Genomic DNA, 12,541 nt, shown 5'->3' on the forward strand with positions numbered 1-12,541 from the left:
CCGGGTCCTCCTGCCTCAAAGGGGCACGGACTCCGGGGCCTGTCGACGAACGACAGAAGGGACGGAAGAGCACACCGGGAGCGACGCCGACAAGGTCCCGCCCGTGACGGACGAGACCAGATACGGCGGCGCGCACAGGTAGATGCTCGCCCGCCGCGCACTGCCTCCCATCCGGACTTTAACCGTCGGTCCAGGAATTTCACCTGGTCAACCGGCCGCTGGAAGCGGACGGGTCGCGGACTGTAACCGCCGGTTCGGAGTTTCACCGACCCCGGAGTGCGCTGCTTCTGGTACACGGCCAGTGTGCCACGCCAGGCGGTGGTCCATACAGGGGAGCCATGTGGGCTGCCTCACAACCCGTGCCGCTGGACTTCCCTGACGGGCCGCCATATGCCCAACCGGCCCTTGGACCAGGCATCTTGACCTGATCCACAGCTATTGACCCTCTGGTCTAGTCCATTTATCGTTCGAGCGGGCCCGGCGGCGGTGACGACGGCCCTTGCCCGTCGCCGGGTCGCCCACCCGCACGGTCAGCGGTCCTGCGGTGCGAACAGTTCGTCCTGGGCGCGCTCCCGTGCCGTCAGAAGTGCTCCGCGAAGGACCGCCGATCCTCCCAGGCCGCTCGCCCGTACCTCGGTGGCCAGCGGGGACATCCGGCGCAGCCGCTCCTCGACCCGCGTGGCGAGCGGCGCGCCGCCGACCGAGCCGATCTCGCCGCCGAGGACCACGCAGCCGGGGTCCAGGACGGCTACGACGGCTGCCACGCCGACGGCAATTCGGTCGGCGAGAGAGTCGAGGAAGCGGTCGGGGTGTGCCGGGCGGGGTCGGCGGCCGCCCGGGGGTCCGTCGTGGCCCGTCTCTCGGCTCTCCGCACCCCTGTGGGGCAATACGGGCCCACCATCGGCTTCACCGGTGTTCCGTACCGCCTCCCTGACCAGCCATGCCGCGGCGGGCTCGGGGCCGGTCGAGGCCGCCGGTCCCAGACCGTGCTCCTCGGCCAGTTCCGCGATCGCGGCCGCCCCCACCAGGGAGTGGTATCCACCCGCGCAGTCCGTCGCCGACGGCAGTGCGCGCGTGCCCGGGACCGGCAGGAAGCCGATCTCGCCCGTGCCGCCGGAGGCGCCCCGGCGCAGGCTGCCGTCAAGGACTACGGCGGCGCCGCAGCTGTGCCCCAGCCAGAGCAGTACGAAGGTGTCGCGGCCGCGGGCGACGCCCTCCTGCTGTTCGGCGAGGGCGGCCAGATTGGTCTCGTTCTCGACGCTGACCCGGGCCTTGGGGAACCGCTCCTGGAGGGCGGCGACCAGCCGGCGGTGCCAGGCCGGCAGGCCCGCCGAGCCGCGGAGTTCACCGCTCGCCGGGTCGATCAGCCCGGGCGCCCCGATGCCGACGGTGTGCAACCGGCCGCCGCCGGAGACCCCCGCCTCCTTGGCCGCCCGCTCCACCAGCTCCACCGCCTGCTCGACGGCCGCCGCCTCCCCCGCCTCCGGGCCGACCGGCACCGCCCCTTCGGCCAGCACCCGCCCCACCAGGTCGGACACCAGCACCGAGACGCCCTCGGTGCGTACGTCGAGGGCGGCCAGACAGGCGCGGTCGGCGACGATGCCGTACAGCCGGGCGTTCGGTCCCCGGCGCTGTTCGCCGGATTCGCCGACCACCGCGATCAGGCCGGACTCGCTGAGCCGTTCGACGAGGTCGGCGACGGTCGGCCGGGACAGCCCGGTCAGCTGTTTCAACTGCCCTGCTGTCAGCGGACCTTCCTGCTGGAGCAGGGTCAGGGCGAGCCGGTCGTTGATGGCCCGGGCGGTGCTCGGTGATGCGGGCATGGCGGGCATCCTCCCAGATCGTCGCGGCCCAGGACGGCCACATCACTCCCTGTCTATCAGGCAGGCTCCCTGATAGTTTACGGCCGACAGCGGGGCCGCACCCGCCCGGGGAGGGGCAGGACCATGAAAGACGTGGGTCACGAGCGGCACGAGGTGAAGCGCGCGCGGTACGCCGTCGCGGCCGTGTTCACCGTGCACGGTGCCGTCACCGGCTCGTTCGCGACGCGGGTGCCCTGGATCCAGGACCATGCCGGGCTGAGCGCGGGCCAGCTCGGCTTCGCGCTCGCCTTCACCGCGTTCGGCGCCTCGTGCTCGATGCCGCTGGCGGGCCGGATCAGCCACCGCTTCGGCAGCCGCACCGCACTGCGCGCACTGATCGCGATGTGGACGCTGTCCCTGGTCCTGCCGTCCCTCGCGCCGAACCTGTACACACTCTGCCTGGCGATGTTCGTTTACGGCGCGAGCGCGGGCATGGCCGACGTCGCGATGAACGCGCTCGGCGTGGAGGTCGAGCAGCTGCTCGGCAGGTCGATCATGTCGGGGCTGCACGGCATGTGGAGCGCGGGCGCCCTGCTCGGCTCGGCGGCGGGCACCCTCGCCGCGCACCTCGGCTCGGACGCCCGGCTGCACTTCACACTGGCCGCCGCCACCCTCACCGTGCTCGGCGTCCTGGCGGCCGGCTGGGTGCTGGACGTGCGGCCCGCCGAGGACGAGGAGCCGCCGCCGCGGTTCGCGCTGCCGCCCCGGTCGGCGCTGCTGATCGGCGCTGTCGGCTTCTGCGCGGTGTTCGCGGAGGGGGCGAGCCTGGACTGGTCGGCGGTGTTCCTGCAGGACCGGATGGACGGTTCGGCGGGGCTCGCGGCGGCCACCACCACGGGGTTCATGCTGACCATGGCGGTCGCCCGGATCAGCGGGGACGCGGTGGTGAACCGCTTCGGCACGGTGCGTACCGTGCGCGCCGGGGGTGTGCTGGCCGCGCTCGGCGGTCTGCTGATCGTCCTCGCCGGGCATCCGGCGGTGGCCATGACCGGGTTCGCGCTGATGGGCCTCGGCATCGCCGTCGTCGTACCGCTGTGCTTCGCGGCGGCCGGGCACGCCGGGCCGAACCCGAGTCAGGCCATCGCCGGCGTGGCGACGATCACCTACACCTCGGGGTTGATCGCACCCGGTCTGATCGGCGGTGTGGCCCAGGCGACCAGCCTGGTGGTGTCCTTCGGTGTGGTCACGGCGCTGACCTGCGGCCTGGTGGTGTTCGCGGGCGTGTTGCGCGCCGGGGAACGGGGGGTGCGGGCGGAGGTCAGCTCGCGGGCCGCAGCAGTTCCCGACCCGCGGTCCTGAAGCGCTCGCTCCAGGGGGCGGGGCGCAGGGTGGCCGCGTCCAGCCGGACCAGGACCCGGGTGCCGTGCGCGTAGGTGGTCGCCCCGTCCGCCGAGCAGAACCGGAAGCCGTAGGTCAGGCCGGTGTTGCCGAGCCGTTCCAGCCACAGATGGACGGCGTGGGTGCCCGGCCGGGTGACCGGCGCCTCGTAGCTGATCCGGAGTTCCCTGACCGCGTTGCAGGCGTCCTCGGCCGCGGCCCAGTCGCCCTCGAAGGCGAAGCCGTGCCCCTGCCAGAGCTCGGCCCAGGCCCGCTCCACCATCACCGGGTAGCGGGCGTTGTGGAGCAGCCCAAGCGCGTCCAGGTCGTCGAAGTGGACGGTGACGGGGATCAGCCGGCCGTAGGTCAGGGCGGGGGCGATCGGGGCTTCGGCGGTCACGGGTGGGGCTCCTGGGTGTTGCTGACATGTCGCTGACCTTCAGTCTAAGCGGGCGCTCAGCATGCCCGGCCAGGAGCCCCCTGGTCTCAACCCGCGATCGAGTCCAGCTGCTCGGCGGCCGGCCGCAGCGCCCAGAGGTCACCGCCGGGCGGCGCCTCCAGCTGTCGAACCGCCCGCTGGGCCGCCTTGTCGCCGGCGTCGGCCGCCCCGTGCACGACGTCGGCCGCCGCGTAGCGGTGGAATTCCAGCTCCGGGTACGGCCAGGCGGTGGCCCCGGTCGCGGCGGGCAGCAGATAGTCCACGGCCTTGAACAGGCTCTGCCCGTCCGGTCCCCGGTAGGTCCAGAGGTTCACCCCGACATGCCGGCCGATGGTCGCGAGCCGGGTGTAGGCGACCAGGTCGAAGGTCGAGTAGTGCCAGCTCCTGGTCCGGGTCAGCTCCTGCGGCTGGCTTCCGTCGGCGGCGATCTGCGGGTCGATCCGCCTGGTCCGCGCGTCCAGCACGGTCTTCCTGGCCAGCGCCCTGTCGCCGGTCGCGTAGGCGAGGGCGGCGATCTGCATGTCGTAGAAGGTGCCGTGGTTGTTTGCGGCGGCACCCTCTTCCTTGCCGAAGTCGCTGTTCTTCAGCCAGTCACGGAAGTCCGTGTTCCAACTGAGCATCCCGGCACGGTCCTTGGCGCTCCAGCCGGGTGCCCCGGTGGCGAGGATGGCGAGAGCGTCGACCACGCTCGTGTACGACTGGGAGAAGTCGATGATGCCGATGGCCCGGCCGTCGTACTTGCAGGGGATGAACTGGGCATGGTTCAGGTTCGGGTTCATCCGGGTCGCCGGGTCGAGGAACCAGGTGCGCAGGACCTGTCCGGCCTTCTCGGCGTACTCCCGGTCACCCGTGTAGTACCAGGCCAGGGAGAGGTCGTACGTCGAGTCGAAGACCTTCTCCACGTCCTGGCGGTCGGTGCCGCTGTCGACCTCGGGGTTGCGCTGGCCGTCGCGCTGGACGTAGGGGCAGCCCCATGGGTTGTCGGCGGTGGGTGTGGTGGTGGGCCACCAGTAGGGGGCCTGGCTCAGGTAGTCGTGGACGTCACCGCCGGGGGCGGGCTTCGGTTTGTCGACGACCGTCCAGGGGCCCTGGTCCAGCCAGGCGTCGGCGCGGCTCGTCAGGTCCTTCAGGGCGCGGCGGAGTTGGGGGTTGCCGCGATCGAGGTCGGCCTTGGTCCACTGGAGCCGGGTGCCGTCCAGGACGGCGGTGTCGGGAGCTTTCGGGGCCCTCGCGGTCGCATGGGCGGAGGGGACGAGGACGGCCCCCATGGCCGCCAGCGCCGTCAGGACGACGGCCGTGCGGGATCTTCCACTCATCGAGCACTCCGATCAGCATGAAGCGGTGAATCATATACGTGAACAGCGTTCACGAGTAGGACCGTGTGAGCGTAGGACCGCCAGGTAGCCATGACAATGGTTCGGACCGTCTTCATGTACGAAGCCGTCTTCACAGCACTTCGAAGAAAGCGAACCCCCACCATGGATCTCGGCGTGCGCTGGAAACTGCACGGCGACGGGCGCACGCCCGCGCCCGGAGCGGTGGTACGCCCCGACGAACGGCTCTCCTGGCCCCGCACGATCGGGCTCGGCGCCCAGCACGTGGTCGCGATGTTCGGTGCGTCCTTCGTCGCCCCGGTACTGATGGGCCTGGACCCCAACCTCGCGATCATGATGTCCGGCGTCGCGACCGTGATCTTCCTGCTCGCGACCCGCGGCCGGGTCCCCAGCTATCTGGGCTGTTCCCTGTCCTTCGTCGGGGTCGCGGCCGTGATCCGCGCGCAGGGCGGCACCAGCGCCACCGTGACCGGCGCGGTCTTCGTGGTCGGCGTCGTGCTCTTCCTGATCGGCCTCGCCGTCCAGCGCTTCGGCGCCCGGATCATCCATGCCGCGATGCCGCCGATCGTCACCGGCGCGGTCGTGATGCTGATCGGCTTCAACCTGGCCCCGGTGACCGCCTCCACCTACTGGCCGCAGGACCAGTGGACCGCCCTGCTGGTGATGGCCTTCACCGGTCTGGCCGTCGTCTGTCTGCGTGGTTTCTGGTCACGTATCGCGATCTTCCTGGGCCTGGTCTTCGGGTACGTCCTCTCCTGGGCCCTCGACCGCGTCTTCGGCAAGATCCATTCCATGAGTCCGAGCGGCAAGGTCACCGACCACTGGCGGCTGGACCTCTCCGGCGTCGGCAAGGCGGACTGGATCGGGCTGCCGTCCTTCCACGGACCGTCCTTCCATTGGTCGGCGATCCTCGTCGCCCTCCCGGTCGTGATCGCCCTGGTCGCGGAGAACGCCGGACACGTCAAGGCAGTCGGCGAGATGACCGGCGATCCGCTCGACGACAAGCTGGGCACGGCGATCTCGGCCGACGGCGTCGCTTCCATGCTCTCCACCGCCGTGGGCGGCCCGCCCAACACCACCTACTCCGAGAACATCGGCGTGATGGCCGCGACCCGTGTCTACTCCACCGCCGCCTACTGGGCCGCCGCCTGCTTCGCGCTGCTCTTCGGCGTCTGTCCCAAGTTCGGTGCGGTCGTGGCCGCGATCCCGGGCGGGGTCCTCGGTGGCATCACCGTCATCCTGTACGGCATGATCGGCCTGCTCGGCGCCCAGATCTGGCTGCACGCCAAGGTCGATCTGCGCAACCCGCTGAACCTGGTCCCGGCGGCCGCGGGCATCATCATCGGCGTCGGCAACGTCACCATGAAGTTCACCGACACCTTCTCCCTGAGCGGCATCGCCCTCGGCACCCTGGTCGTCATCACCGGCTACCACGCCCTGCGCGCCTTCGCCCCCGCCCACCTCAAGCGGCAGGAACCCCTCTTCGACGAGGGCACCAGTTCCTACGACGAGGCCAAGTCGTAGGCGTAGGACGGGGTGAAGGTCCCGGCGGTGCCCTTGCAGCCGTCGGACTCCCCGGGCAGTTTGACCCACAGGTAGGCGTCGATCCGCGCCTGACCGGTGTCGAGCGTGGGTGCCTGCCCGATCCGCCGCCCCGCCGGATCGCACCAGGCGCCGTTCGCCGAGGGGCCGTTGCCGTTGCGGCTGGTGTCGATCACCGCGCCGAGCGAGGCCGGACCGCCGAGGGCGTCGAGGACCTTGCGGTCGTAGGTGATCTCGTCGGCGGTGGTACGGAAGTTGGAGACGTTGCTGAAGATGCCCTTGCCCGACCTGGCTCCCGCCTGCCTCAGCAGGGCCGCCTGCCGGGCGGGCGGGTTCCAGCCGGAGTGCCCGGCGTCGTAGTAGACCCGCGTCCTCGGGCCGGCCGCCTTCAGCACCCGGCCCGCGCGGGCCAGCGAGGCGAACCGGGCGGCCCGGTCGGCGGCGGAGAGGCACCCGGACTGGGCAATCGAGTCCGGCTCCAGGATCACGATCACCTCACCGGAGCCCAGCCCCCGTGCGAAGGCGTCGATCCAGCCGTCGTACGCGGCGAGATCCGGGGCACCACCCTGCGAGGCCCCGCCGCAGTCCCGGTTCGGGATCGCGTACGGCACCAGCACCGGGACCCGGTCCTGCGCCAGAGCCGCCGAGGTGACATCGCGGACACGTGAGGTGATGGTCGCCGGGGTGAAGTCGGCGAACCACACGGCGGCCGGCCGGTCGGCGATGCGGTGCGCGATGACGGCGGCGCGCGGATCGTCCGGATGGGCGCGGACCCAGTCGGCGACCTGGGAGTCCGGGTGATGGTAGAGGCGGGGCGACTGCTGCTTCCGCGCCGTGGGAGCATTCGGCGTCGCGGTGGCGCGCCGGGGAGTCGGTGAGGGCTTCGGAGCAGGCGCCGCGGAGGCGGACGGTGAACGGGACGGTGTCTTCTTCCGCGGCAAGGAAGCCGTCGTACGGACCGCCGTCGAACCCACCGCCGTCGAACCCACCGCGGTCGTACGCGCCACCGCCGGCCGGGCTCCCCCGCCGCTCTCCTCGCCGAGCGCCGAGAGCATCCCGGTCGCGGTGCCGACAGCGGCCACGACCGAGGCGACGGCGAGCATGACCGCCCGCCTGCGCTCGCCGCTCCGCCGGGCCTGTGAGCCAGGCACGCTGTGCTCCCCCTTCCGCACCCCGGGTCCGTTCCCCCGTTCCGGGGAAGCGCCGGGCCCGTCGGCACGCCCGCCGGCCCCGGGGCTGGGACCCTTCCCCCATGGCGCAGTCGGAACACCTCACCGCTCCGGTCGACACCGTCGTCTCCCGGATGCGCGCCCTGGACGCGGCCCTCCCCGAGCGGGACGGTGTCGCGGTCTTCAACCGTGTCTACCTCTCCGTCACGGAGGAGGTCGAACGGCGTCTGGACGCGGGGCGGTTCGGAGATCCCAGAGCCGCCGCGACGCTGGACGTGCGGTTCGCGGAGCGGTATCTGGCCGCCGTGGACGCGGCCGCCGGCGACCGCCGTCCGCCGGCCTGCTGGCGGCCGCTGTTCCAGTTCCGCCGCCACCCCGGTGTACGACCGCTGCAGTTCGCACTCGCGGGCATCAACGCGCACATCGGGCACGACCTGGCGCTGGCCGTGGTGGACAGCTGTCGTACCCTCGGCTGCGAACCGGCCGATCTTGAGGACGAGTTCGACCGCGTGGGCGAGCTCCTCGTCTCGCTGGAGGAACGCATCCGCGAAGATCTGATGCCGGGGCCCGACCTGCTCCAGATCGCCGATCCGCTGACCCATCTGCTCGGTTCCTGGAGCCTGGAGCGGGCGCGGGACGCGACCTGGTCGGCGGCGCGGGCACTGTGGGCACTGCGCCGGTTCGAGGACCTGGTCGAGGAGTTCACCGAGCGGCTGGACGCGGCCGTCGGGCTGGCGGGCCGGATGCTGCTCACCCCGCTGCCCGACTGAGGTGGCTTGATCCGCTCGTGTGCGCGCCGCGTCCGGAATCCCCGGGCGCCCCCCGTACGTTGACGGCAGGCACCCGACTGCAAAGGAGCACCGCTATGACCATCCCGCTCGGGCTTGCTCTCCCCCAGACGCGGCAGTACTCCCTCGGCACGGACGTCCCCGACGTGGCACGCACCGCCGAACAGATCGGCTACGAGAGCCTGTGGGTCTTCGAGCGCGCGCTGTTCCCGGAGCCCGCGACCCAGGGCCTGTACGACATGGACGGGGTGCCCTGGCCCGACCACTACCGGAACGTGGCCGACCCGTTGGTCACGCTCACGCTCGCCGCGGCGGCCACCGAGCGGGCACGGCTGGGCAGCAGTGTCCTGGTGGCGCCGCTGCACCTCCCCTTCCAACTGGCCAAGGCCCTGGCCTCGCTGGACGCCGCAAGCGGCGGCCGGGTGGTGGCGGGCCTGGGCACCGGCTGGTCCCTCGACGAGTACGCGGCCTCCGGTGTCCGGCCGTTCGAGGAGCGCGGCAAGGTCCTCGACGAGATCATCGAGGTGTTCCGGGCGGTGTGGGGCCCCGACCCGGTGCGTTACGACGGGGAGCTCACGAAGATCGCCTCCGCCGTGGTCGGCCCCAAGCCCGCCCGGCGGATCCCGATCATGCTGGCGGCGAACAACAAGAAGGCGCTGCGCCGGCTGGTCGACCACGCGGACGGCTGGGTGCCGGTGGGCATGGGCGCCGAGCAGCTCGCCGCCCAGTGGCGGCAGCTGCAGGACGTGGCGGCCGAGCGCGGGCGCACGGAACCGATCCGGACAGTCCTGCGCGTCAACGCCACGTACACGCCCAAGGCCTACGACGGCTCCGACCGCCGCCCCTTCCAGGGCAGCGTCGACCAGATCGTCGAGGACGTCGTGGCCCACGCGGCGGTAGGCCTGGACGAGATCTTCCTCGACCTCCAGTCCACCCCGCGCGACGCCCAGGAACTCAAGGACGTCGCCACCGAGGCGTACGAGAAGGCGCGGGCGGCCGGGGTCTAGTCCTCGGGGAGTTCGACCGGCGCGATCTCGTCGTAGACGTCACCGGGGCCCGGGTTGGCCGGGTCGGTCGTGCCGCCGAAGTGGTGCATGACGCCCCAGACCGCGTTCAGCGCGGTCTGGACGGCGCCCTCGGCCCAGCCCGCCGTCCAGGAGATGTCGTCGCCGGCGAGGAAGATGCCCCGCTTGTCCGCGGGCAGCCGGTCCTGCACGAAGTGCGTGAACAGGCGCCGCTGGTAGCGGTAGTGGCCGGGCAGGTTGGCCTTGAACGCGCCCATGAAGTAGGGCTCGTTCTCCCAGGAGACCGTCACCGGGTTGCCGATGATGTGCTTCCTGATGTCGACCTTCGGATAGATCTCGCCGAGCGACTTCAGCATCACCTCCATCCGCTCGTTCGCGGACAGCGGCAGCCACTTCAGGCTGTCGTCGCACCAGGTGTAGGAGAGGCAGATGACGGCGGGCTTGTCCGGGCCGTCGTCGAGCAGGTAGGTGCCGCGGGTCATCCGGTCGGTGAGCGTCATCGACATGACGTCCCGGCCTGTGTCCTCGTCCTTGTCGAGCCAGAAGGGCCGGTCGACCGGGACGAACAGCTTGGAGGACTCCATGTAGTGGGTGCGCTCGATCGCGGTCCAGTGGTCGATCGGGAAGAGCGAGTCGTCGCAGGCGATCTTCGAGAGCAGCATCCAGGACTGGGCGGTGAAGATCGCCGCCTTGTACGTGCGGATGTCTCCGTTGGCGTCCGTCACCGTGATCCGGTTGCCGGTGGTGCGGTGCAGCCGGGTCACGGCGGGGCGGGGCTCGCCGTTCTCGTGCAGTTTCGCGAGCGAGGTCCCGTACGCCCAGTGCACGGTCTTCTCCGGCTCGCGCTCCCAGAGTCGCAGCGGGAGCTGCTGGCTGCCGCCGACGATGCCGCGGTGGTGGTCGTCGGCCTCGGTGTAGACGACGCGCAGGATTTCCAGGATCGAGTTCGGGAAGTCCGTGTCCCAGCCACCCGTCCCGAAGCCGACCTGGCCGAAGATCTCGCGGTGCCGGAAGGACCTGAAGGCCTCGGAGTCGCACAGGAAGCCGTAGAAGGTCTGGTTGTCGAGCTTCTCCACGAGCCGGGACCAGATCTCGCGGATGCGCGGCACGTCCCGTTCGCGCATGGCGCGGTTCATGTCGGAGAAGTCGGCGCCTTCGTCGAGGCACTTGTTCCAGGCGTCGGCGACGTCACGGTAGACCTGCGGCAGGTCGTCGGCCGTCTCGGCGTAGTGCGACTCGCCCTTGAGGTCGACGACGGTCGAAGGGGTCGCCTCCGCGAGGGGGTTGGGGAAGGGCCGGGTCTCAAGGCCCACCAGGTCGATGTAGTGCTGGAGGGCGGTGGAGGAGGGCGGGAAGCGCATCGCGCCCATCTCGGCGCTCAGCGAGGGGTCGCAGCCCTCGAAGCCGACGGTCCGCAGCCGTCCGCCGATCCGGTCGGCCTCGTACACGACCGGCTTCAGGCCCATCTTCATCAGCTCGTACGCGGCCACGATGCCGGACAGTCCGCCGCCGATCACCGCGACCTCGGTGCCGTGCTCGCTCGCCGGTATCTGGCCGAGGCCCGCCGGGTGGGCGAGGAAGTCGTCGTACGCGTACGGGAAGTCCGGGCCGAACATGGTGATCGGCGGCTGCTGCTCGTCTGCGTGCTCGACGGCGTTGGGCACGGTGGACGTCATGGGGTACGGACTCCTTGCGACTTGCGAGTGCGAAAAGGAAGCGGGGGAGGCGGGAGGGGGGTCAGACCAGGGACCCGTAGAGGCCGGGGCGGCGGTCCTTCAGATAGGGGTTCGCCTCGCGGGAGGCGGCGAGCAGGGCGGGGTCGAGGTCGGCGAGGACGAGTTCCTCGCCGCGTCCGGCCCGGGCGCGGGCCACGCCGTCGGGGCCGGCGAGGGCGGACAGGCCGAAGAAGTCGAACTCGCCCTCCTGGCCGACCCGGTTGACGTACGCCACGTACATCTGGTTCTCCCAGGCCCGCACCGGGACCAGGGACTCGGCCACCAACTGGAACGGGTGCATGTTCGCCGTCGGGACGAGCAGCAGGTCGGTGCCGGCCAGGGCGTGGGCGCGGACGGGCTCCGGGAACTCCACGTCGTAGCAGATCATGATCCCGACGGTGAGGCCGTTCAGCTCGGCCTGGACGACCGGCTGCTCGCCCGGGGTGAAGTGGTCGCGCTCGAAGCCGCCGAAGAGGTGGGTCTTGCGGTAGTTCGCGAGCCGGGTTCCGTCGGCGGAGATCAGCTGGGCGGAGTTGTGGACGGCGTCACCGGCGCGCTCCGGGTAGCCGTAGGCGATCGCCAGGCCGTGCCGGTGGGCCAGCTCGGCGACCGAGTCCGCGCAGTCGCCGTCGGCGGGCTCGGCGAGGCGGGCGATGTCGTCGCCGATGGCGTAGCCGGTCAGGAACATCTCCGGTGCGACGAGCAGCGCGGCGCCCGCGCCGGCGGCCCGGCCGGCGGCCTCGTCGAGCACCTTGAGGTTCTCGACGGTCGAGCCGGGGCGGCCGGAGCTCTGGAGCAGGGCGGTGCGCATACGGGTCCTCGCCGGGTACGGAGGGGGTCTGGGGGTCCTTTAGACGGTAAGTCGGCGGGCCGGGCCGGACAAGGAGGAGCCGTTGCGCGTGGCCGAGCGGTTCGTTGCGTGATACAGGCGTCCGGCGGCGATTCGTTGCGCCGGAGTTGTCCCTACAGCTCCCTCAGCCGCTCGACGATCTCCTTCAGCAGTGCGGGATCGGCGGCCGGGCCGCCCGGTTCCACCCGGCGCGGCTGGTCGATCCGGACCAGGCCGGCCTCGGCGAGGTCGCCGAGCAGGACGCGTACGACGGTGAGCGGCAGATCGGCGTCCGCGGCGAGTTCGACGACCGGCCGGGCACCGCGCCGCACCAGGGCGAGCAGGGCGACGCGGGCATGGTCGACCTCCGGGTCGGCCGGATCCGCGTCCACCGCCGTGACCTGGGACATGAGGTCGATGATGTGCCGTCCGGACGGCTCGGTACGGCCCCGGGTCACGGTGTAGGGACGGACCAGCGAGCCGGTCTCGTCCTCGTACCAGTGCTCGTCGCTCACCGGAGG

The 12,541-nt window shown here is 71.4% G+C and carries 11 protein-coding genes and 1 riboswitch; of the genes, 4 read left to right on the top strand and 7 right to left on the bottom strand.

Annotated features, from left to right (window positions below; translation table 11 throughout):
• Positions 1–153 precede the first annotated feature (153 nt).
• A riboswitch (FMN riboswitch) is annotated at positions 154–284 on the bottom strand.
• Between the two features lie 246 nt (positions 285–530).
• A complete protein-coding gene (locus ABTY98_RS27380) occupies positions 531–1,823 on the bottom strand; it encodes an ROK family transcriptional regulator (protein WP_352223656.1) in 1,293 nt (430 codons plus the stop codon).
• 123 nt (positions 1,824–1,946) lie between these two features.
• Here ABTY98_RS27380 and ABTY98_RS27385 point away from each other — a divergent pair, with 123 nt between their 5' ends.
• On the top strand, positions 1,947–3,161 hold the full coding sequence (locus ABTY98_RS27385; RefSeq protein ID WP_352223657.1) for an MFS transporter: 1,215 nt from the start codon (positions 1,947–1,949) through the stop codon (positions 3,159–3,161).
• Here ABTY98_RS27385 and ABTY98_RS27390 read toward each other — a convergent pair.
• Positions 3,121–3,579 carry an acyl-CoA thioesterase gene (locus tag ABTY98_RS27390; RefSeq protein ID WP_352223658.1) on the bottom strand — a complete coding sequence of 153 codons (459 nt, stop codon included), beginning with the start codon at positions 3,577–3,579 and terminating at the stop codon, positions 3,121–3,123. The two genes, ABTY98_RS27385 and ABTY98_RS27390, sit on opposite strands and share 41 nt — an antisense overlap.
• 86 nt (positions 3,580–3,665) lie before the next feature.
• Complete coding sequence (locus ABTY98_RS27395; protein ID WP_352223659.1) at positions 3,666–4,934, bottom strand: alginate lyase family protein; 1,269 nt, start codon at positions 4,932–4,934, stop codon at positions 3,666–3,668.
• A 162-nt stretch (positions 4,935–5,096) separates the two neighbouring features.
• On the opposite strand from ABTY98_RS27395, the gene ABTY98_RS27400 reads away from it, so the two are divergent.
• On the top strand, positions 5,097–6,476 hold the full coding sequence (locus tag ABTY98_RS27400; RefSeq protein WP_352223660.1) for a uracil-xanthine permease family protein: 1,380 nt from the start codon (positions 5,097–5,099) through the stop codon (positions 6,474–6,476).
• On the opposite strand, the gene ABTY98_RS27405 is transcribed toward ABTY98_RS27400, so the two are convergent.
• Positions 6,455–7,597, bottom strand: coding sequence for a glycoside hydrolase family 6 protein (locus ABTY98_RS27405; RefSeq protein ID WP_352223738.1), 1,143 nt, complete (start codon positions 7,595–7,597; stop codon positions 6,455–6,457). The two genes, ABTY98_RS27400 and ABTY98_RS27405, sit on opposite strands and share 22 nt — an antisense overlap.
• Before the next feature lie 149 nt (positions 7,598–7,746).
• On the opposite strand from ABTY98_RS27405, the gene ABTY98_RS27410 reads away from it, so the two are divergent.
• Both ABTY98_RS27410 and ABTY98_RS27415 read left to right on the top strand, forming a co-directional pair.
• On the top strand, positions 7,747–8,433 hold the full coding sequence (locus tag ABTY98_RS27410; protein ID WP_352223661.1) for a DUF5995 family protein: 687 nt from the start codon (positions 7,747–7,749) through the stop codon (positions 8,431–8,433).
• 95 nt (positions 8,434–8,528) lie between these two features.
• Positions 8,529–9,458, top strand: a complete 930-nt coding sequence (locus ABTY98_RS27415; RefSeq protein WP_352223662.1) for an LLM class F420-dependent oxidoreductase — start codon at positions 8,529–8,531, stop codon at positions 9,456–9,458.
• On the opposite strand, the gene ABTY98_RS27420 is transcribed toward ABTY98_RS27415, so the two are convergent.
• The 3 genes from ABTY98_RS27420 to ABTY98_RS27430 form a co-directional block, all read right to left on the bottom strand.
• On the bottom strand, positions 9,455–11,152 hold the full coding sequence (locus ABTY98_RS27420) for a flavin monoamine oxidase family protein (protein WP_352223663.1): 1,698 nt from the start codon (positions 11,150–11,152) through the stop codon (positions 9,455–9,457). The two genes, ABTY98_RS27415 and ABTY98_RS27420, sit on opposite strands and share 4 nt — an antisense overlap.
• A 61-nt stretch (positions 11,153–11,213) precedes the next feature.
• Positions 11,214–12,002 carry a carbon-nitrogen hydrolase family protein gene (locus ABTY98_RS27425; RefSeq protein ID WP_352223664.1) on the bottom strand — a complete coding sequence of 263 codons (789 nt, stop codon included), beginning with the start codon at positions 12,000–12,002 and terminating at the stop codon, positions 11,214–11,216.
• Positions 12,003–12,154: 152 nt separating this feature from the next.
• Positions 12,155–12,535, bottom strand: a complete 381-nt coding sequence (locus ABTY98_RS27430; protein ID WP_352223665.1) for a DUF742 domain-containing protein — start codon at positions 12,533–12,535, stop codon at positions 12,155–12,157.
• Between the last annotated feature and the right edge of the window lie 6 nt (positions 12,536–12,541).

The sequence above is a fragment of the Streptomyces sp. NPDC096040 genome (genome assembly GCF_040303265.1).
Classification (GTDB): Bacteria; Actinomycetota; Actinomycetes; order Streptomycetales; family Streptomycetaceae; genus Streptomyces.